Source organism: Lysinibacillus agricola (assembly GCF_016638705.1).
GTDB lineage: Bacteria > Bacillota > Bacilli > Bacillales_A > Planococcaceae > Lysinibacillus > Lysinibacillus agricola.
In genome coordinates this window covers 4,191,254-4,210,397 of sequence record NZ_CP067341.1, presented here as the reverse complement: position 1 = coordinate 4,210,397, position 19,144 = coordinate 4,191,254, and the positions used below count along the sequence as shown (strand labels likewise).

The 19,144-nt window shown below is 35.2% G+C and carries 21 protein-coding genes and 1 pseudogene; 9 read left to right on the top strand and 13 right to left on the bottom strand.

What is annotated here, in order from left to right; all coding sequences use genetic code 11:
* The first annotated feature begins 22 nt into the window (after positions 1 to 22).
* Positions 23 to 487 (top strand): GNAT family N-acetyltransferase, encoded by a 465-nt coding sequence (locus FJQ98_RS21055; protein ID WP_053592711.1) that lies wholly within the window; start codon positions 23 to 25, stop codon positions 485 to 487.
* 73 nt (positions 488 to 560) lie between these two features.
* Here FJQ98_RS21055 and FJQ98_RS21050 read toward each other — a convergent pair whose 3' ends face one another.
* Entirely contained in the window at positions 561 to 902 is a 342-nt protein-coding gene (locus FJQ98_RS21050) for a hypothetical protein (protein WP_053592712.1), read from the bottom strand.
* Positions 903 to 1,658: 756 nt separating this feature from the next.
* Positions 1,659 to 2,150 carry a transposase gene (locus FJQ98_RS21040; protein WP_075807151.1) on the bottom strand — a complete coding sequence of 164 codons (492 nt, stop codon included), beginning with the start codon at positions 2,148 to 2,150 and terminating at the stop codon, positions 1,659 to 1,661.
* Positions 2,151 to 2,538: 388 nt separating this feature from the next.
* Here FJQ98_RS21040 and FJQ98_RS21035 point away from each other — a divergent pair, with 388 nt between their 5' ends.
* The 4 genes from FJQ98_RS21035 (at position 2,539) to FJQ98_RS21020 (ending at position 5,078) form a co-directional block, all read left to right on the top strand.
* The gene (locus FJQ98_RS21035; RefSeq protein ID WP_053592716.1) at positions 2,539 to 3,450 is read left to right on the top strand and encodes a helix-turn-helix transcriptional regulator; all 912 of its coding nucleotides are present in this window, start codon (positions 2,539 to 2,541) and stop codon (positions 3,448 to 3,450) included.
* An 82-nt stretch (positions 3,451 to 3,532) separates the two neighbouring features.
* The gene (locus tag FJQ98_RS21030; RefSeq protein WP_053592717.1) at positions 3,533 to 4,006 is read left to right on the top strand and encodes a GyrI-like domain-containing protein; all 474 of its coding nucleotides are present in this window, start codon (positions 3,533 to 3,535) and stop codon (positions 4,004 to 4,006) included.
* 39 nt (positions 4,007 to 4,045) lie between these two features.
* Complete coding sequence (locus FJQ98_RS21025) at positions 4,046 to 4,435, top strand: DUF1801 domain-containing protein (protein WP_053592718.1); 390 nt, start codon at positions 4,046 to 4,048, stop codon at positions 4,433 to 4,435.
* Between the two features lie 400 nt (positions 4,436 to 4,835).
* Positions 4,836 to 5,078: a hypothetical protein gene (locus FJQ98_RS21020; protein ID WP_053592719.1), complete on the top strand. Its 243-nt coding sequence runs from the start codon at positions 4,836 to 4,838 to the stop codon at positions 5,076 to 5,078.
* 165 nt (positions 5,079 to 5,243) lie between these two features.
* On the opposite strand, the pseudogene FJQ98_RS21015 reads toward FJQ98_RS21020, so the two are convergent.
* From FJQ98_RS21015 to FJQ98_RS20995, 5 genes and pseudogenes are all read right to left on the bottom strand, one after another.
* A pseudogene (locus FJQ98_RS21015) lies at positions 5,244 to 6,615 on the bottom strand (IS4 family transposase).
* Between the two features lie 205 nt (positions 6,616 to 6,820).
* Positions 6,821 to 7,165 carry a hypothetical protein gene (locus FJQ98_RS21010; RefSeq protein WP_053596688.1) on the bottom strand — a complete coding sequence of 115 codons (345 nt, stop codon included), beginning with the start codon at positions 7,163 to 7,165 and terminating at the stop codon, positions 6,821 to 6,823.
* Between the two features lie 161 nt (positions 7,166 to 7,326).
* Complete coding sequence (locus FJQ98_RS21005) at positions 7,327 to 8,046, bottom strand: alpha/beta fold hydrolase (RefSeq protein ID WP_343069298.1); 720 nt, start codon at positions 8,044 to 8,046, stop codon at positions 7,327 to 7,329.
* 429 nt (positions 8,047 to 8,475) lie between these two features.
* Positions 8,476 to 8,634: a YjcZ family sporulation protein gene (locus tag FJQ98_RS21000; RefSeq protein WP_075807332.1), complete on the bottom strand. Its 159-nt coding sequence runs from the start codon at positions 8,632 to 8,634 to the stop codon at positions 8,476 to 8,478.
* 494 nt (positions 8,635 to 9,128) lie between these two features.
* A complete protein-coding gene (locus tag FJQ98_RS20995) occupies positions 9,129 to 9,452 on the bottom strand; it encodes a type 2 periplasmic-binding domain-containing protein (protein WP_053596690.1) in 324 nt (107 codons plus the stop codon).
* Positions 9,453 to 9,665: 213 nt separating this feature from the next.
* On the opposite strand from FJQ98_RS20995, the gene FJQ98_RS20990 reads away from it, so the two are divergent.
* Complete coding sequence (locus FJQ98_RS20990; RefSeq protein WP_053596691.1) at positions 9,666 to 9,953, top strand: hypothetical protein; 288 nt, start codon at positions 9,666 to 9,668, stop codon at positions 9,951 to 9,953.
* Positions 9,954 to 10,120: 167 nt separating this feature from the next.
* Here the strand turns inward: FJQ98_RS20990 and FJQ98_RS20985 are convergent, their stop codons facing one another.
* Genes FJQ98_RS20985 through fdhF form a run of 3 tightly spaced genes read right to left on the bottom strand, consistent with a single transcriptional unit; the run spans position 10,121 to position 14,601 of the window.
* The gene (locus tag FJQ98_RS20985; RefSeq protein ID WP_053596692.1) at positions 10,121 to 11,167 is read right to left on the bottom strand and encodes an Mrp/NBP35 family ATP-binding protein; all 1,047 of its coding nucleotides are present in this window, start codon (positions 11,165 to 11,167) and stop codon (positions 10,121 to 10,123) included.
* A 16-nt stretch (positions 11,168 to 11,183) separates the two neighbouring features.
* The gene (locus tag FJQ98_RS20980) at positions 11,184 to 11,660 is read right to left on the bottom strand and encodes a helical membrane plugin domain-containing protein (protein ID WP_053596693.1); all 477 of its coding nucleotides are present in this window, start codon (positions 11,658 to 11,660) and stop codon (positions 11,184 to 11,186) included.
* Positions 11,661 to 11,664: 4 nt separating this feature from the next.
* Positions 11,665 to 14,601, bottom strand: coding sequence for a formate dehydrogenase subunit alpha (gene fdhF / locus FJQ98_RS20975; protein WP_053596694.1), 2,937 nt, complete (start codon positions 14,599 to 14,601; stop codon positions 11,665 to 11,667).
* 621 nt (positions 14,602 to 15,222) lie between these two features.
* Between fdhF and FJQ98_RS20970 the strand changes: the two genes are divergently transcribed.
* From FJQ98_RS20970 to moaA, 3 genes are read left to right on the top strand one after another with little or no spacing between them, the layout of a single operon-like run.
* Positions 15,223 to 15,570 (top strand): Na-translocating system protein MpsC family protein, encoded by a 348-nt coding sequence (locus tag FJQ98_RS20970; protein WP_053596695.1) that lies wholly within the window; start codon positions 15,223 to 15,225, stop codon positions 15,568 to 15,570.
* Between the two features lie 12 nt (positions 15,571 to 15,582).
* On the top strand, positions 15,583 to 16,386 hold the full coding sequence (gene fdhD / locus FJQ98_RS20965) for a formate dehydrogenase accessory sulfurtransferase FdhD (protein WP_053596696.1): 804 nt from the start codon (positions 15,583 to 15,585) through the stop codon (positions 16,384 to 16,386).
* Positions 16,387 to 16,409: 23 nt separating this feature from the next.
* Positions 16,410 to 17,426, top strand: a complete 1,017-nt coding sequence (gene moaA, locus FJQ98_RS20960; protein WP_082340375.1) for a GTP 3',8-cyclase MoaA — start codon at positions 16,410 to 16,412, stop codon at positions 17,424 to 17,426.
* Between the two features lie 98 nt (positions 17,427 to 17,524).
* On the opposite strand, the gene moaC is transcribed toward moaA, so the two are convergent.
* Genes moaC through FJQ98_RS20945 form a run of 3 tightly spaced genes read right to left on the bottom strand, consistent with a single transcriptional unit; the run spans position 17,525 to position 19,084 of the window.
* On the bottom strand, positions 17,525 to 18,007 hold the full coding sequence (moaC, locus tag FJQ98_RS20955; protein WP_053596698.1) for a cyclic pyranopterin monophosphate synthase MoaC: 483 nt from the start codon (positions 18,005 to 18,007) through the stop codon (positions 17,525 to 17,527).
* Positions 18,000 to 18,593, bottom strand: a complete 594-nt coding sequence (mobA, locus tag FJQ98_RS20950; RefSeq protein WP_053596699.1) for a molybdenum cofactor guanylyltransferase — start codon at positions 18,591 to 18,593, stop codon at positions 18,000 to 18,002. The genes moaC and mobA overlap by 8 nt, the downstream gene beginning before the upstream one ends.
* Positions 18,590 to 19,084 carry a MogA/MoaB family molybdenum cofactor biosynthesis protein gene (locus FJQ98_RS20945; RefSeq protein WP_053596700.1) on the bottom strand — a complete coding sequence of 165 codons (495 nt, stop codon included), beginning with the start codon at positions 19,082 to 19,084 and terminating at the stop codon, positions 18,590 to 18,592. The genes mobA and FJQ98_RS20945 overlap by 4 nt, the downstream gene beginning before the upstream one ends.
* Positions 19,085 to 19,144 lie beyond the last annotated feature (60 nt).

The following is a 19,144-nucleotide window of genomic DNA, read 5'->3' as shown; positions in this document are numbered from 1 at the left end:
AATAGAATGGGAGGAAAATAAATTGATTACATTAAAACCTATGAACCAAGAAGAGTTCAAACATTATATCAGTTTTGCAATTGAAGACTATGCAAAAGACAAGATCGCTTCTGGGAATTGGAGTGAAGATGAAGCGATTGATTTGTCGAAGAAATCATTTAATCAACTGCTACCAAAAGATGAGAAGACCGAGAATAATCATTTATTCTCTATCTTTCACAATGATATTTTAGTTGGAATGATTTGGATTGCACAAAAAGACCCTACAAAACCTAATGAAGGTTTTATTTATGATTTTATGATTTTTGAACAATATCAAGGGCAGGGTTATGCTAAGAAAGCAATGAAAGAAATTGAAACTATTGCTAAAGGGTTAGGTGTAAATAAAATTGGTTTACACGTTTTTGGTCAAAATAAAATTGCACGTGGCTTATATGAAAAAATGGGTTATGAAATTACGAATATAACAATGGCTAAAACAATTTGATCATGTAACAGAAGTGCCCAGGTACTCAATTAATTTTGAGTCCTAGGCTTTTTTGTGTTTCCGTTAAAATGTCTTAAATCGATCGTTTATAAGCATTTATTGTCGAAGTATATTGAAATAATTTAGGGTTTACTAGACCCTCTCGCAAATCAATCATCCCTAATTGTCCCATTCTATTCAATAAAGGAACTAACCAACTACCACTTGGAGCACCTTGTAACACTTTAATTTGATCGGATGATAACTTTGAAACTTTACTAGCATCAATAGGTTCTTTTGCATTTTCTATTGTTTCTTGAAAAGCTTTCAAATCAGTTTTATACATATTCTCGCCAACTTGTTCAGTAAAACCTTTATATCCGTAAGCTCCTTGAAGGATAGTTAACCTTATACTCAAATCTTCCATAGAAACCATTTTTAAAATACACCTCTCTTCAATGGATTCTTGAATTATAAATGTGGAATATTTATAGTTCTTTCAATGGTGTTCCAAGGGTAATTTTGTGAAGTAGAATTAAACTTATATAATGCAGAAGTTCCACTTGAGATTTTTAAGTCTGAATTAAAAGTTACTGTATGATAAAACGCATCTATAATTCTGTCATTATTTGTATCTATAGAAGCTACATTAATTTTATAATCACGATTTTAATAAGTAATACGCTCATCATCTAACCATTGATTGTCATTTCCATAACCAACTTCCATAACTGCTACAGAAACAGTGCCTGAAACTGCATGAGAAGTTTGCTGCAAGCCAATATTCTCAGTATGTTGATTGATTGTTCCAACTTGAGATACTACTTTGTCAATATAAAGAGCTGTTAATGGTGCTGCTGGACCTCTTAGAACTGGACTATTTTTTAATTCTTCTTTAACTTTAGCAGCCTCATCTGAAGTTACCTGTGTAATAGTCCAATCAGGGTGTTCTGTTTTTAGATTTTCAATTAATGGATCTGCTTCATCGTATCTTTTTCTATTTCTGAAGCTTCAGCTGTATTTAGTCCCAACAACCCACTTGTTAAAATTCCAACAGCTAGTAAATATTTTTTCATATGTACATCTCCCTTTTGATTTTTTTGTGTTACAAGGGTATTATCGGTTAAAAATGTAAATATGTTAATAAATTTCCTTAATTTGGGCTCATCGCCAATATACGGGGATGACAAAATCAATGACCTGTTTCCAAACGTAAACGGAGGAAAAGATGGGCATCATTTCGGTAGCCAAAACCACGTCTTTTGATGAGCTTAATTTTATTATTTGTGCCTTCCATAATGCCGTTTGAGAAAGGTGAGTATATGGTATCTACCATTGCTTTCTCACGAACAATCACGGTTTTAGCTATCTTTGAAACTACACCACTTGTGTGAAATTGATAGCGTTCGAGCCAGTTTTTTAAGCGCTTTGTTGCTTGTGTATCCGTTGTAGTTTTTAACACATAACGCATGTAATTCAATGCTTGATAGATATGCTTTGTATGAAAATCTTCCCGTAGCCATTCACGCACAAAACCACGTTCTTCCTCTGTTAACTCTTCCGGTTTTCGCGCTAAACAGCGGTCGATAAATCGGGATTTGTGCTGCTTTTTTGCTTCACCTAAGTAACGTTGTCTGCGCAGCTGGGCATCGGTGAAAAATTGAATCAAATGAAAGCGGTCCAATACATGAAAGAGAAAAGATTATGCTTGTTGACATTAGGTATCTCGCCTAAAATATGGATCATAGGGGCAAGCGGAAAGGAATGAAAACTAATAAAAAAGATGTAAACAAGTACATAAAGAAAATAGTGAATAATCCCCTTTTGTTAAGCTATTCAAAACTAGGTGAAAGAGTGGAGGTATCTAAAAGGGTAACCTCATGGATACACGGGCAAGCATTACCCCCACTCGCGTTGATAGAAGGTCAAAGTGATCTTAGCAGGGATTTATTTTCTACTGCTTGATTCCCAATTTAACAGATTCAGAAGAAAGTATTAAAAAAGAGAAGAAGGCAATAGTATGTCATCAAAAATGTTTACTTTTAGTTTATACTTGAGGAGAGAGAAATAATATGAAAAAAATTGAGCGTATTCTTTCTGTAATTGTATTGCTTTTAGAAAATGAAATTCTTTCAACAGCTAAATTAGCTGAACGATTCAATGTATCTAAAAGAACAATCTTTCGTGATATTGAAACAATCGAGAATGCAGGATTTCCAATAATATCTGTTCCAGGTAGTAAAGGTGGTTTTTCTTTGCTTCCATCATTTAAACTACGAACACTAACGTATAATAATAAAGAAAAGCAAGATATTCTAACGGCGATTAATGTAAAAGATGAACTACTAGGTATAACCAATCAGCAAAGTACAATTAAAGAAAAAATAAGTTTAATGTATGAGGGAAATGATAGTCAACCTAATCAGTTTTCAGTTAAATCCCCTACTGTTCATCGACCAGAAATCGAAAAAAGTATTCAACAGAAATTGGGAACTATCGAATCATCGTTAAGAAACAATGAAAAACTTGGTATCGTCTATGTAGATAGTTATGGGAATTTCACTAAAAGAACTGTTCATCCTTATGAATTATCTTTATTAAATGGCAGTTGGTATCTTTTTGCCTTTTGCGAAACTCGAGAAGATTTTCGCTATTTCAAAATAACTAGAATACGTCAAATCGAAAATCTTAAAACTGTTTTCAAAAAAACTATAGTGACTAATAAAAAATGGTTGCAATCTGAAAATATGATAGTACAGCTTAAATTTAAACGAGAAAGTTTAGGAATGCTTTATGATTACTATTTGGAAGAAGAAATTGAAGTTCAAGAGAACCATATCATAGTTTCTTTTCATTCGCTGAATTTATTTACTATTTTGCCCCAGTTATTGGTGTTTGGAAATGATGTACAAGTTATACACCCTCCGATGTTGAGAAAACAGCATAAGTTAATAATAGAAAATTTAGCGAAAACTTATAAATGATGACATACTGCTGTCATCTTTAGAATGATAAATTAAAACTCCCAAACAAGTTGGGAGATATTCATTTTAGGAGATGACAGACATGGAATTTAAAGTTGTGCAAAAAGAAGAATTCAGAATTACAGGGTTATCAAGAAAATATCCTTTAGTAAATGATGGCGAAAATTTTAATGGTATATCTGAGATGTGGGCTAACTTATCTCAAGAGCAAATGCAGGATATTCTACGTTTTTCTAATGGTAATATAAATGGATTTTTAGGTGTATCAACTGAAAATAAGCAACCTTTTTTTCAATATACAATTGGTGTAACTACTAATGAACAAAAAAACGATCTGGTGATCGAAATTCCGGCAGCGACTTGGCTAGTATTCACTTGTTTGGGAGTATTGCCCAGTGCAATGATAAACCTCAAGGAAAAAGTTCTTAAAGAATGGTTACCTAGTTCAAAGTATAGTCAAGCTAATATTCCTAGAATAGAAATCTATTCACAAGGTGACATGAGTGCAGCGACCTACAAATCTGAGCTGTGGATTCCTGTGATAACTACTAATTAATACGAAAATTTATCTAATTTTTTGAAAGGAGTGATAAAAATGAAACCTATGGAGAATTTAGCTGTTGAAACTATTTTTAGTAATTATCCTATTGAATATCAAAAACCACTATTACAAATTAGAGAGCTTATTTTTAATATAGCAGAACAAGTTTCTCCCAATGAAACTGTTTTAGAAAGTCTTAAATGGAATCAGCCTAGCTATACTATAAAAAGTGCTTCTCCGCTCAGAATAGACTGTTTTGAAGAAGATAAGATTGCCATCTTTTTTCATTGTCAAACAACCTTAGTAGAAACATTTAGAGAGATGTTTCCAAATGTGCTTGAGTTTTCAAAAAACCGAGCCATTGTGCTAGATCCCAAAGAAGAACTACCAATTGGTGAGATCTCTGTTTGCATTCAAATGGCATTAACCTATCATAGGAAATAAACTGATAATTTCTCGTATAGTGTTCTCTGACGTGCGTGCAAATATTTTTTTGTTGGTCACAGACTTTAAAATAAAAGGAAGGTCAAACCAAGCTTTTCTTAAAAACTTAATAGTTATAAATAAGCCCTGCTAAGAAAAATCTTAGCAGGGTTTTTGGCAGGAATCTATATTATATTATGCCGTTTGGTGTCCGGAAGAATTTTTCCAACAACAATTAAATCGTGAAGGTTGCCAAGAAAACGAACCTAATAATCCGAAACCTCGCAAATATAGCGACATGAATTCCAAAAATGGTGTAAAGGCATTTAAAAAAGCAAAAGGCCTTATTTCAATGGCTTCTTAAACAATCTAATAAATCACTTGGGAAAGATATTGTTCGGTAGAAGGAGGTAAAAATTCAATGGAATTTTGGGCGATAGGTTACAAGTATAAAGAAGGTGTATATTACGATTATGCAACAGACGATTTAGCTGTTGAATTAAAGGAAACGTGCTTTTTACCAACTAAAGAAGTTGCCGAGGACTATATCAGAAATGAATTTGATGATGAATATGTAGCTGTAAAAATTGATTTACTACGTTTAGAAGCAAATGGAGTATGGGCTTATTCTTCTAGTCATGAACCAAAATGGGATGATTTTTAATCAGCATTCCATCAAAATTACTGAACAATTTGAGGATCGTGTCAGAACCATTACGTGTAGTAGGGGGTGAGGCATTGATAAGCATTTTGTACAGTAACTAACGCATAAAAAAAGACCAGAGCAACCACTCAAGTCAGTAAAATTATATATTTTAATATTATAAACTCAAACTTCGCAGACTGAAATCGACAAATAAGCCTTGATATAATTAGGAAGGCTGGCGATCCATTGCTGAAGTTGACTTTTGATTAGTTTTTGGATTTTTGTATTTGTCTTTTTTAGGGTATCTTCAAGAAGCTCGATTAATTGCTGTAAAGCGACAGCCCAATCGAGTTCATTTACTTCATCGCAAAGTTCATAGAAAATGCCACCTAATGTTCGCTGGTCGGTATGGCAGCGATTTTGCCAGGACAAAACGACATATCTTGAAAAGACAATGGTTGTGTGACTGATGAGTAAATCATAAGACATCCCTTGAAATTCTTTTTGAAGTCTCAATAATGATTTGGTTGTCTTAAAGAAGACTTCGATGTCCCAACGCATTCCATAAATACGAATGATTTCTTGTTCAGAAAGCGTACAGTCCGTGCTAAGAATGGCAAAGCCACTCACTCTTTTTTTATTTCTGTTTTTGGACAAATACAACCTTTACCTGAACGCCATTTGCCATCGTTGTATGAATCGATCGCAAAAATTCCTTTCTTGTCTGGGACAGGTGTGGCAATCTTATACAATTCTTTTTAAAAGAGAGTCGTTGGTTGTTCATCAAATAACGTTGGTTCGTATTTTTTTCACCATACCAATGACATCCAGACCTAGTTCAACGATGGATTGAATGAGCGGTTGTTGTGTAAACCACGTATCCATTAACACATAATCAGCGGATACACCTGCTTGTAAGGCTCTTTCAAGCATACTTGGAATGATTGTAGGCGCGGATTCTAACGATTCTACACGACGTTTATAGCCCGAGGTACGTTTGTCGATGTTGTTCGAAATCCCATTGATTTGTGCATTTTTTGAACTCAGTAACGTAAAATCAAGCGGCATAAATGTAAAGCCGTCTGACCAACCCAAAGTAAGCATACGAAAGCCTTTATAGAAGCGCTTCGTTAAAGAGGAATGATCCATACAACGTGCGAGAAGCTCAACCTTTTTACTACGATTCCGATCAAACATCGAATCGTCAATAATCAGTGTTTTTGGGCGCTTTTTCATCTGTTAGTGCATCGACTTTTTGAACGGCGTGTGCGCTTAAAAAGGTTAAAAAACGACGCCAAGCAAATTTAGAATGATTCATAAAACGATAAACGGCATCTTTGGCTGGATAACAATCTCCCTTTTTGGATGATAAAAGGGTACACCAACTCTTATGATGAAAAATTAAACAGAATACGAGGTGAAACAAATAAGAAGTTGTAAACCCAAACTTCTTCGTAATGCCAGCTTTCCGTAAATGTTTAAAAATTTCTAATTCATTAAAAATAGATTTTAATTCTTTAGACAGTTGATTGTTTGGTCCATTATGCTCTATCATAATGAAAGCACTTCTTTCGTTTGGTAGTGTATTCTAGTCAAATTCACTATACCAAAGAATGAGGTGTTTTTTGTATTTATAAAACATTTTGTCAAGAATCCTACTGAAATTGTAAAGAACCAAACAAGCTCAATGATTAAGCCGATTTATATTGGTGCGAAGTTTGAGTTATAAATATGTAGGATGTAAAACTAAATATGCTATATCAAAGAAAGAAATAGTCGAATAAACGTTTTCCAAATTCTATAACATTTTCTTGGTCTGGTTCTATTAATAAAGCAATACCAACGATAGTACAAATAAATGCACTACCGACTGAGCGTAAATTTATATAGCTAGACATTAAGTTTACTATGCTTTCCCTCAAAGCATTTAAATAGTCACTCAAGTTGGTGCCCTGATAAATACTGGATGATATTTGGTCAAAAAGTTGTTCAAATAAATTCTGGAATAACAAATAGTTATCTCTAAATTCTATAATATTTAGCAGGGTTGAGATAACTATAAATAATAACACACAAAAAACAACAATCTTGATATTAGTACTCAATAAGGACACCTCCAATTTATATTATTATAAATACGATTGAAGGGCGAGAAAGTTTCAAAACCGCAGGGAGTATTACAAGCGCTACGATTTCTCTCTTGCTATATAGAAAGAAAATGTGCAGTAATAAAAATAGAATTATTGAACTTACTGCACAAAAAATTTTAATAAATATCTGATGAGTTGATAAGGTGCTGGTGGATATTTTCATTTACTTGATTTGGATTATCTAAATTCGTTGCGTGATGGGCGTTGTCTATTATTATCAATTGTGATTGCTTAATGTTGTTATGTAGATACTCTTGCTGTCTTTTAATCATAGTATCTTTTTCACCGTATAATATTAACGTAGAACAATTCACTTTATCTAAATCATTTCTACTTTCCATTCTGGAAACTGCATTCCATATTCGGACCCAATTCTTATAAGACATCGATGCAACTGTGGAATTGATATAATGTTTATTTTCCTTGTTAAACTTGGATAGTGTATACGCCTGAATTTTTGCAGACACTGACATTGGAATAAACAGATTAGAAAAACGATTTAAGGGAACTAGTAACTTTTCATACCAATTAAATTTATTAGTAAAAGGGGTACCTATTAATATAAGAGATTTCACGTATTCTGGATTATGAATAGCTGTTTGTAAAGAGATGTGTCCACCCATTGATAAACCACATAAATGAGCATTTTTAATTTGCAGATGATTCATCAATCCAATTAAATCTTTTCTGAAATCAACTGCATCCACCATTCCTTTTGGAAGAGAGGATGCTCCATGACCACGAACATCCCAGGTGATGGTTTGATAATATTGAGAAAAATAATCTACTTGTTTATCCCATTGATTTTTATCCCATGATGCACCGTGGGTAAAAATTATAGGTTCACCTTTCCCTTTAATTTCATAGTATAAATCTACATTATTAATTGTACATGTTGGAATGACTATTACTTCCTTTCTTTATAAATAAAATCACTCTTAGTGTTTATTTTATCATGTAAAAAAGTTAATAGGTAAATATTTTCCAATTGTTTGGTTATGAAGGTATGTGTGAAATTTAAGTTACTGCACAATATGAGTAAAGAAACTATTGAAAGGGTCACTAGGCTGGAAGCGACCCTTTGGTCATAACAGGGGTGTATAGGCTGGTAGATTAGCATTACACTACTATTATGATAACTTAAAAGAGAGGTTATAGAGATTTTTGATTGTTGCCAATGATGAAGGTGCACTAACCTTTATCTATTAATATGCAATCTGAATAGAAGCTAAAGTCTAATTTTTTTACACTTAAAAATTGGAACGTTAATACTCTCTATGCATGAAAGTAGCGCCGATAATAATTAGAAGAATGAATAGTACAACGATTAAAGCGAATGATGAACCACCACGGCCATAGCCACCGTCATAGCCCCCGTAACAACAATTGTTATTATAATTACCCATATTTCCGGAGTATCCCATAAAAATCCCCCCTTTCTACAATCTATAATATGTTAGCTGTAGAAAAAAGAGGAGGTATTTATCTAATAAATGCTACCCTTACTTTAAAAAATTGAAAAATAATTAATTAAGTTAAGTTTTTGTGAGATAAGTCAATAAAAAAAGGGTCACTTGGGATAGGAGTGACCCTTAGTAACAAAGTTCGGAGGTGTAAGGCTAAATTAGCTTTACATTACTATTAATATGACGTGATAGCTATGCTTGTATAGTTCATAGCCTGAGAAATAGAATTAAAAATAAAAGAACTATGGCGCATACAAAAATTGTTAAAAGGGTTGAGCATATGAAAGAAAATGTTTAGGGAGGACTAGGGAATGGGGATGGAAATGGAAATTTATAAATATTTCGACACTTATCAAACGATATTGGCTATTAAACAATTAGCTCAATGGTCAGAAGAAAAAATTGTTTATTACAGCAGATGAATATCATTTCTTATCTGACTACTCCCACAGCTAAAGCAGTGGGGTTCTTATATACTTAAGAGAAGCGTTACAAAACTCTCCACAGATGGTGTTGCCATGTAGAACCGCAGCATGATCAGACACACAGCTCAGAATTGGATATAAGTTTTCTTTTAGATATTCTATAAAAAGGTGTTCAATTGTTTCATTTTTTCTCGTACAAATAAATAAGCTTTGTTTAATATCTATTCCATCAATATAAAGCCGAGCGAACTTTTGATTTTCAATGCTATTTGTCACACTAAAAGAAGGAGCAAGCATAATGCCATAGCCTGCTTCAACAACCTTAATCGATTCATGTAAGCCTACTTCCACAACTTTTGGTGATGAGCCTTTCTATATATTATTAAAAATTTTTAAGATTGAATATTATTAAAAAGGACCTATTGGATAGGTATAAAGCTTATTTACTTACAAAAAATTTAACTAATCCAAATCGAAATGTCTAAGAAACGAGAGAAGCAATAACTTATAAAAAGAGTTATAATATAATAGGAAGAAACTCAAGATAGAAAGATGGATTTTAAAATGGATGAACAATTAGTAGATTGGATTACACGTTTTCAAAAGGAAAAAGATATAGAGGCTCTCGCAAACTTAAAAGACTATTGTTACTATATGATTGAACCTTTAATTGAGGAATTTACAGAGAAATACGGTGAAGATGCTGGGGAATTATTACGTTTAAAATGGGATAAGCGTTTTTATTTTATTTTTACAAAGTATCAATTAAATGTGGGGCTCCCTTTAGATACTTTCGTTAAAAATACGTACCGCTTTTATTTTATGCAGGTTTTAAAAAAGGCTGGCTATTGAATTACATAGTAGGGGAGTGTTTCGTTAGAACACAACTCCATAAAAAGACCCCCTTGTCTCGTGTGAATAACGAGTCAAGGGGGTTTGTGCTTTATCCTGCATTAACTGCCCGTAAAAGCCCGGTTGATGAAGACTAATAATCAGTTACCACTGATGAAAGTTTTACTTTATTGATACATCATATCTTCTGCAAGGTGAGTAAATACTTCACCGATAATGGAGTCTTCGTCATAAACGGAAGAACCTGTGTTTTCCTCAGGTTGCGCAAATGGAATTTGAGCAATGATACTTGTCTTAAGCTCATCTGCTAATTTTTCGGCGCCACCTTGACCGAATAGATAGTTCTTTTCACCATTTGCATTTTCAAAGTAAGCCATGTTTTCAACAACACCAAGAATCGTGTGGTTCGTTTGTTGAGCCATCAGACCTGCACGAGAAGCAACATGAGAAGCTGCAAGGTGTGGTGTTGTGACAATAATTTCCTGTGCTTGTGGAATCATTGCCGCCATATCAATGGCTACATCTCCTGTACCAGGTGGTAAATCTATGAGGAGATAATCTAATTCATCCCAATGTGTATTGACAAGGAAATTGCGAATCCATTTGTTGAGCATTGGACCACGCCACATGACAGGTTGGTTTTCGTTTGTGAAAAAGCCCATCGATATGATTTTTACACCATGACTCACAACTGGAATAGCTGTTTGGTCAATCATTGTTGGCTTTTGATGAATCTTCATCATAGCTGGAATACTAAAGCCATATATGTCTGCATCTAAAATACCTACACGTTTGCCAAGACGGGCAAGAGCTACTGCTAAGTTAATTGTCACAGTAGACTTACCGACGCCCCCTTTACCACTAGTAACTGCAATAAATTTGACACCAGAATCGGGTAGAAGCATTTTAGGCATACCTTTATCCGTAACATTTTCTGATTTTAAAGAAGCTGTTAAATTACGACGCTCTTCATCAGTCATTGAACCAAATTTAATAGAGACATTTGATGCGCCGATCGCTTTCAACGCTTCTTCAACATCTTGTTGAATCTTGGCTTTTAAAGGACAACCTTGAATAGTCAAGACAATATCAAGTGAGATATGCGTATCGTTGACTTGAATGTTGCGTACCATATTCAAGTCAACGATGCTTTTATGAAGTTCTGGGTCATCAATTTTCTGCAAAGTTTTTAAAATGTGCTCGTTCGTTAGCATATAAGAAACCATCCTCCTATTTTAGACCTTTGCCTAGCCCTTTTAAGAAGTGAGCGCCAAAATTCATAGCACGATTAACATCAGGATCGTTTAGCATTTTGAACAGCTTAAAGGCACTAACTTTTTCATCAGATTCAACGGCTTTGTTTGCTTCATCTAAGCCAATATTTAAGCCTTCAATCAGCTTTGTTGTTGTTTCTGGATTCAGTTCGGTTAATGCTCCTGCAACACCCATTAAGTTGTTGATGATATTCGTAACAGGCTTGCGCGTTAATTGACCAAGTGCAATATGGGCAACATCTTCTTTTGCTTCAAGTAGTTTCGTAGCTGCTTCTAGTGCTCCAATATCATTTAATTCTGCCATGATCGTAAAGACCTGATTAACCATTTCTTCATTCTCAGAAAGAAGTTGTTTTAAATTGTCTAATTTTTCTTCCTTTAGTTGTTCTTCTGTTATCTGCTCTTTTTGAATTGTCGTAATTGGTGCAGCCATGAACTCACTCCCTTTCGTTATTTGTTGTTAAGTGAACGTAGCCAGGACGATTCCATTTACGTTGGACCTCAACACCATTTTGTGGATGACGTTTTTTATAACGTGGGTTTGTTCTAGGAAGTGGTGATTTTCCTTTTTGTTTCAATACTTCTACGCGTACTTTTGTTTGTTTGTACGCCGGTGTCGATGTATTGATGTCTGCAGCCGGTCCTGTTAAGAAATTAATCGCTGAATCTTTGCTAACAGAGTTCATAGGTAAGAACAGTTCATTTCCTTGTACGCGATCTGTCACTAGGGCATTTAATTTTAATGCGCCTTGAGGAGACACTAAACGAAGAAGAGCTCCATCTTCAATGCCACGTTCTTTTGCTAGTTCTGGTGATACTTCAACAAAAATTTCAGGTACTTTCGATTGAATACCTTTTGATTTATTTGTCATATTACCTTCATGGAAGTGTTCAAGCATACGACCGTTGTTAATATGGCAATCATATTGCGCTTCATATTCAACCGGTCTGATCCAATCATTTAAAGCAAAACGAGCTTTTTTGTCAGGGAAGTTAAAGCCATCCTCATATAGTAAAGGTGTGTCTTTACCATCATGGCTACCCCAACAGAAGCTACCCCAATTTTCTAATACATCATAGTTCGCTTGCGAGAAGAATGGAGCAAGACTAGCCATTTCAGCAAAGATTTCACTTGGGTGACTGTAATTCCAGTCAGCACCTAAGCGACGAGCAACTGTTTGTAGGATTTCCCAATCGGCTTTTGATTCACCAAGTGTTGGTAATACTTGATATAGTCGTTGCACACGACGCTCTGTATTCGTGAAAGTACCTTCTTTTTCAAGAGAAGGTGCTGCAGGTAAAATAACATCCGCATATTGTGCTGTACGTGAAAGGAAGCAATCTTGCACAACAAAGAAGTCTAATTGTGAAAGTACTTTATCTACATGGTTAGCATCGCAATCAACAAGTGCCATATCTTCCCCAACTAAATACATTGCTTTCATTTTACCTTCCATGATAGCATCTAACATTGCCATATTCGTACGACCTGGTTCAGGTTTGATTTTCACACCATATGCTTCTTCAAATTTCTTACGTGCTTCGTCGTCTATTACTTTTTGATTACCTGGTAATAGATTTGGTAGTGTACCCATATCACAAGCACCTTGAACATTGTTGTGACCACGAAGAGGGTAGGCACCTGCACCTGGACGACGATAGTTACCAGTAGCTAGAAGTAGGTTAGAAATTGCAGCTGATGTATATGAGCCACCTGTATTTTGTGTAACACCCATCCCCCAAAGTACACATGTACCGTCAGCATCACGAATCATTTCAGCAACATTTATCAACGTTTCTTTTGAAATGCCCGTTTCTTTTTCTGCATATTCTAGTGTGTATGTTTCAAGTACATGTTTAAAATCATCAAAGAAGTGCACGTTCTCTTTAATGAAGGCTTCATCATGCCAACCTTGATCGATCATATATTTTGTAACGGCCATTAACCATACTTGGTCTGTTCCTTGTTTTGGGCGCATGAAAATATCAGAACGCTCAGCCATTTCATGTTTACGAATGTCGGAAACAATTAATTTTTGACCGTGTAACTTATGGGCACGTTTTACACGAGTAGCTAAAACAGGATGACCTTCTGCAGGGTTTGCCCCAACAATAATAACAAGACCAGCTTTTGCGATATCTTTGATCGTTCCAGCGTCGCCACCTATACCAACTGTGCGTAGTAGGCCATCTGTAGCTGGAGATTGACAATAGCGTGAACAGTTGTCGACATCGTTTGTTTCGAATAATTGACGTGCCATTTTTTGAATTAAGTAGTTTTCTTCGTTCGTAATTTTTGAAGAAGAAATAAAGCCGACAGAACCAGAACCATATTCTTTTTGAATGCCACCTAGTTTAGTAGCAATTAAGTCAAGAGCTTCGTCCCAAGATGATTCAACAAATGCATCATTTTTACGAATTAATGGTTTTGTAATTCGTTCTTCAGAGTTGACGAAGTCCCAACCGAATTTTCCTTTTACACAAGTAGAAATAGCATTTACAGGACCGTCAGAAGGTTGTACTTTTAAAATTTTGCGATCTTTTGTCCAAACTTCAAACGAACAACCTACACCACAGAAAGTACAAACTGTTTTTGTTTTCTTCGTACGTTTACTACGCATAGCAGCTTCGACTTCAGAAACAGCGAAGATACCGCTATAGCCAGGTTCAACTTCCTTAATTAAATTAATCATCGGATCTAACGTATCTTGTTTAAGCCCAGTCATAAAACCAGCTTCGCCAAGCATTGATTTTTCCATTAATGCGTTACATGGACAAACGGTAACACATTGCCCGCAGCCTACACATGAAGAATCGTTAATGGCAACGCCTTCATCCCAAACTACTTTTGGTCTTTCAGCTTCCCAGTCAAGGGATAATGTTTCATTAACTTGTAAGTTTTGACAAACCTCTACACACTGTCCACAGGCGATACATTGGTTTGGATCATAACGATAAAATGGGTGCGACATGTCTACTTCGTGTGGTTCGACTTTTGGTTGATAAGGATATTTTTGATGTTCGATTTCCATTAATTCTGCAGTGTTGTGTAATGTACAATTACCGTTGTTATTATCACAAACTGTGCAATACAGCAAATGATTTTCTAGTAGACGATCCATCGCTTCTGTTTGTGCAGCTTTCGCTTTATCAGAAGTAAGCTGGATCTCCATGCCGCCTACTGCTTTTGTTGAACAAGAACGAATTAATTGACCATTCATTTCAACGATACATGTATCACAAGTTTCGATAGGATCAACAGATGGTACATGACAAATTTGTGGATGGGCGATGCCATGTTGATTAATGGTATCAAGTATTGTAGCTCCCTCTGCTACATCATACGGTTGGCCATTAATTTTAATTGTAGTCAAGGTATTTTCCTCCTTCTGCTCTTTGAGACTTATTTGACAACAGGTTAATACTTAGGATAAATCGGGAATAGAATTACGAGTTTTTTTATTTTTGATTGTCTTGTTATTTTTAAAAAAATTGTCTTGTTATAATGTCATTTCCCAATTTGTCCAATTTCTACACCAACATAGATGAAGAAACATTTATTACGAGTTGTCAATGTTGATATTGCTCAAAAATAAAAAAATCCACCATGAAAAGGCACGTATTATACATGCTTATGATTCATGGTGGATAAAATTCTTAACAGGCCTTGCTAAAAATTCAATCTACTTTTATTTTTTATTCAATATAACTATAGAATTTAAATATCAAAACCACCATGCCTATAGTTCAAACTTAGTTGTATAAAACCATGACATAAGAATCAAAATACTTTCATTCCATTTGTAATACCACTTATTATAGCCTTTTCAGCCGAAATGGACAATAATTATAGTAAAAATTATTGATTGAGAATAATTATCATTGAATATTTTCTCTTTAATTTTTATTTAAGTTGCTATATTATTAACAAACTATAAGGGTGACCCCCATAAACATAGGAAAAAAAGATTAATTACGTTGGGAGAATCGTTAAAATGTCAAAAAAAGTGCATGAATTCAACGACATTATTCGAAAACTACGCAAAGATATATTTGGAAAAGGACCAGAGCGTATTCATACTGTTTTCGTCGAGAACATGGCTGTCTCAACTTTATATGGTAATATCACACCGACAGAAAAATTTATTGCGAGTACACCTGAAGGGTTAAAAATGGTTCATGCTGCACGTACAAGGATGATTCAAGATTTGTATACTAAATCACCTCCGGAAGGCATGGAAGAATTGATGGGCACTAAGTTACTCCATTTATTTTCAGATATCAAAATTGAAGAGGATTTTGCTATTTCTGTATTTGTTTTTGAAGATAATATTAGTGATTAAAGGGGATGCCATATGGAACGATCAGTAGCAAGAGAAATAATACGTGTTGAAGGTAATCAAGTCAAAGAAATAGAAGATACTGTTGTCACAGAATACGCTGTCACAGTGAAGATTAATGAGCAAGAATTTGTGACAATGGTTTGCACGCCAGAGTATGTAGAAGATATGGTTATTGGCTATTTGGCTTCTGAACGAATTATTCGCAATTACGAAGATATTGAAGACATTTGGCACCAAGAAAAAGAAGGTTTTGTGCATGTTAAAACAAAGCGTGTGAATCCTTACTTTCAACAAATTCAAAATAAACGTTACATTACTTCTTGTTGTGGCATGAGTCGCCAAGGTTTTGTTTTTGCTAATGATGCATTAGTAGCTAAAAAAATGGAAGGCATTCATGTGCGCATTACAACAGATGATTGTTTTCGTTTAATGCGCGATATGCAAGATTTGGCTGAAATATTCAAACAAACTGGTGGTGTTCATAATGCAGCGCTATGTGATGCGAATGGTGTTTTATTAAGTAGAATGGATATTGGGCGCCATAATGCCTTAGATAAAATTTATGGTTATTGCCTAAAAAACAAAATTAGCATTCAGGACAAAATTATCGTATTTAGCGGAAGGATTTCATCTGAAATTTTACTTAAAGTATCGAAAATTGGCTGTGAAATTGTGCTGTCCAAATCCGCTCCAACAGAATTAGCATTGCAATTGGCAGAGCAACTCGGTATTACGACGGTAGGTTTTATTCGCCAGAATACACTTAATATTTATACACACAAAGAACGTATTCACTTGCCTAATGAATCACTCTAACAAAATGAAAGGAAGAGATTAAAATTACTAATCTACAAGACCAACTACACAGACCATTAAGAGATTTAAGGATATCAGTGACAGACCGTTGTAATTTTCGTTGTCAATATTGCATGCCTGCAGAAGTATTTGGTCCAGATTATGCTTTTTTACCATCCGATAAAATATTGAGCTTTGAAGAAATCGAACGATTAGTAAAGATCTTCGTTTCATTAGGTGTGAAAAAAGTACGCATTACTGGTGGTGAGCCTTTACTACGTCGTGATCTGCCGAAATTAATTGAACGCATTCATCGCATAGCTGGAGTAGAGGATATTGCTTTAACGACCAATGGCACTTTATTGAAAAAATATGCAAATGAATTGGCGAGAGCAGGTTTATCACGAGTAGCTGTTAGCCTAGATTCTCTAAATGAAGAACGTTTTTTCGAGATGAATGGCCATCGAGGAAAAGTGAAAACGGTATTAGAAGGTATAGAAAAAGCGGCAGAAGCAGGCTTACAAGTAAAGATCAATATGGTTGTTCAAAAAGGAAAAAATGAGCAAGATATCGTTTCGATGGCAGAATTTTTTAAAGAGAAACAGCATATTCTTCGTTTTATTGAATATATGGATGTCGGTAATTCGAATGGGTGGCGGCTAGATGACGTTGTGTCGAAGAAAGAAATCATTGACCAAGTTCATCAATTTTCCCCATTACATCCAGTTGACCCTAATTATAAAGGGGAAGTGGCTACGCGTTATCAATATGAGGATGCTCAGGGCGAAATCGGCGTGATATCATCTGTAACAGATTCATTTTGCTCAACTTGTTCGCGTGCTCGTATTTCGGCAGAAGGAACATTATATACGTGTTTATTTGCAACAGAGGGAATGAATCTACGAGAATTGTTAAGGTCTGGGAAAGATGATGAAACCATCACTCAAAGCATTTCGAATGTTTGGGAAAATAGAAAAGACCGCTATTCCGATGAACGGAATGAACAGACAATGAAAAAAAGGAAAAACTCAAAAATTGAAATGTCACACATCGGTGGATAGACGAAATAAAGGGGTATTAGTTGGTACTAGCTTAGTTATTGGTGACTTATGTTAAAAGACAGAAAAAAATCGGCAAAATAATGCCGGATTTTTTCTGTTTATTTATGCACAAAAGTGCCACTTTTTCCGCCTGTTTTTTGAACAAGGTATGTTTCTTTAATCACCATAGATTTGTCGACGGCTTTACACATATCATAAAAAGTCAGTGCGGCAATGGATACAGCAGTTAGTGCTTCCATTTCGACACCTGTTTTACCACTACATTTTACCGTAGCTTGAATGTGTAGTTCGTAACCGACTTCTGCTTTTATATAGTCAAATTGAAGATCTGTTCCTTGTAACATAATCGGATGACACATTGGGATAATATCAGCTGTTTTTTTAGCACCTATAATCCCAGCAATTTGTGCCACTTGCGTAGGGTCGCCTTTTTTTATGCCTCCCTGTTGAATCGCTTGATAGACCTCATCGGATAACGTGATTGTACTACGAGCGATGGCTGTACGATTTGTGCTTGTTTTTTCTGAAATGTCGACCATTTTAGGACGACCTTCTTCGTTCCAGTGTGTAAAATTACTCATTATTATTAGATTTCCTTTCAAATGTTTGTAGCCAATCTTGTTGTGAATTGATATTGATAAATGTGGAGCTGTCCTCTTCAAAGGGAACATAACATACTTGAAGTTGCTCTAACAAGACTTTCATACTTCTCTTGTTTTGTTGGACTAATTGCTGTGCTTTTGGTAAAGCACTACGTCGATATAAAGCAGCAAGAGGTTGTAATCTTGAAGCTTGTTTAGGAACAATAGCCTCATAACGATCATCGATAAATGTTAGCATAGTTTGGACAAATTCTGCATTAATAAAAGGCATATCACTTGCTATTACGAAAAACCACTCTACATCTGGAAAATTCGTCATTATATTATGCAGGGCAAACAGAGGTCCTTGGTGAGGTTGTTTTTCAATGATCCATTGGACTTTTTCTTCTACAAACTTAGATTGCAAGCTAGCATTAGTAGCAATAATTAAAGGCTGTAGTTGATTTTTTTGTAAGGCTATGAGACTGTGCTTATATAACGGCAGACCAGCAAATAATTCAAACATTTTCGGTTGACCATACCGAGAAGATTGACCGCCAGCTAAGACAACACCAGCCATTTTCATACGCGATTCAACTCACCAACAAAATGTTGAACAGTAGGAAGAATCAGTTTTGTCATGGCAAGTGTCACGGCATTGGTGGAACCTGGCAACACATAGATAGCCGTTTTATCGCGACTACCTGCTGTGGCACGACTAAACATGGCTTTTGGGCCGATTTCTTCATAGCTTAGTGTTCGAAATAATTCACCAAATCCCATCATTTCTTTTTCGAAAAGAGGAAGAATGGCGTCGTAGGTTTGGTCTCTTGGTGTAAAGCCTGTTCCACCTGTTACGATAATCGTATTGATGGTATGATCAACGCACCATTTTTTTACATGCTTTGAGATTTCAAGTGGTTCATCTTTTGACATTTGATAATCTACTAGTTCAAATGAAGCTTCTTGAAGTAACGATTGAATACGCTGACCACCCCGATCATCCGCCTTTGTGCGTGTGTCACTCACTGTTAAAATGGCAGCTCGTATGGGAAGTTGAGTATGTGTTGGGTGCAAGGTAAAAGACCTCCCTTTTATAGAGTTGGTTTTGTTTTTGCTGAAAAACATTGCTTTTAT

What these genes read in the sequence shown, in the direction of transcription:
- FJQ98_RS20985 (WP_053596692.1), bottom strand. Translation starts at nt 11,167, where the DNA reads ATGCTAACGAACGAGCACATTTTAAAAACTTTGCAGAAAATTGATGAC.
- FJQ98_RS21000 (WP_075807332.1), bottom strand. Translation starts at nt 8,634, where the DNA reads ATGGGATACTCCGGAAATATGGGTAATTATAATAACAATTGTTGTTAC.
- FJQ98_RS21035 (WP_053592716.1), top strand. Translation starts at nt 2,539, where the DNA reads ATGAAAAAAATTGAGCGTATTCTTTCTGTAATTGTATTGCTTTTAGAA.
- mobA (WP_053596699.1), bottom strand. Translation starts at nt 18,593, where the DNA reads ATGAAAATGGCTGGTGTTGTCTTAGCTGGCGGTCAATCTTCTCGGTAT.
- FJQ98_RS20990 (WP_053596691.1), top strand. Translation starts at nt 9,666, where the DNA reads ATGGATGAACAATTAGTAGATTGGATTACACGTTTTCAAAAGGAAAAA.
- fdhD (WP_053596696.1), top strand. Translation starts at nt 15,583, where the DNA reads ATGGAACGATCAGTAGCAAGAGAAATAATACGTGTTGAAGGTAATCAA.
- FJQ98_RS21050 (WP_053592712.1), bottom strand. Translation starts at nt 902, where the DNA reads ATGGTTTCTATGGAAGATTTGAGTATAAGGTTAACTATCCTTCAAGGA.
- FJQ98_RS21030 (WP_053592717.1), top strand. Translation starts at nt 3,533, where the DNA reads ATGGAATTTAAAGTTGTGCAAAAAGAAGAATTCAGAATTACAGGGTTA.
- FJQ98_RS20970 (WP_053596695.1), top strand. Translation starts at nt 15,223, where the DNA reads ATGTCAAAAAAAGTGCATGAATTCAACGACATTATTCGAAAACTACGC.
- moaC (WP_053596698.1), bottom strand. Translation starts at nt 18,007, where the DNA reads ATGAGTAATTTTACACACTGGAACGAAGAAGGTCGTCCTAAAATGGTC.
- FJQ98_RS20980 (WP_053596693.1), bottom strand. Translation starts at nt 11,660, where the DNA reads ATGGCTGCACCAATTACGACAATTCAAAAAGAGCAGATAACAGAAGAA.
- FJQ98_RS21025 (WP_053592718.1), top strand. Translation starts at nt 4,046, where the DNA reads ATGAAACCTATGGAGAATTTAGCTGTTGAAACTATTTTTAGTAATTAT.
- FJQ98_RS21020 (WP_053592719.1), top strand. Translation starts at nt 4,836, where the DNA reads ATGGAATTTTGGGCGATAGGTTACAAGTATAAAGAAGGTGTATATTAC.